General features: G+C 39.1%; 1 protein-coding gene. It reads left to right on the top strand.

What is annotated here, in order from left to right; translation table 11 throughout:
• Positions 1-120: 120 nt before the first annotated feature.
• Positions 121-261 (top strand): SAM-dependent methyltransferase (locus AOA62_RS32720; RefSeq protein ID WP_143521939.1); only part of this gene is annotated, 141 nt, incomplete at its 3' end.

Here is a 261-nt window from a genome sequence, read left to right as displayed (position 1 = left end):
TGCAAGACTGGAAAGTATCGTTAGTTACAGGAGAAGTACAGAAGCCTGATGATGGAAAAGTAGAAACGTATGAAACAAGTATCATTAATGACTACATTTATGTGAAGGTGTGAACTAGATATGGATATCAATAAAGGATTTGTATCGTTTGTAGGAGCTGGCCCCGGGGATCTGGGGCTAGTGACACAAAAGTGCATAGATAGCATAAAGAAAGCAGATGTCATTTTATATGATCGGTTAGCTAACCCACGTCTACTTAGA

Origin of the sequence: Pseudomonas sp. 2995-3 (assembly GCF_002742565.1) — a bacterium.
In the GTDB taxonomy this organism is placed as follows: domain Bacteria; phylum Pseudomonadota; class Gammaproteobacteria; order Pseudomonadales; family Pseudomonadaceae; genus Aquipseudomonas; species Aquipseudomonas edaphica.
The sequence above is the reverse complement of the archived record's forward strand: the minus strand, read 5'-3'. Positions and strand labels throughout refer to the sequence as shown.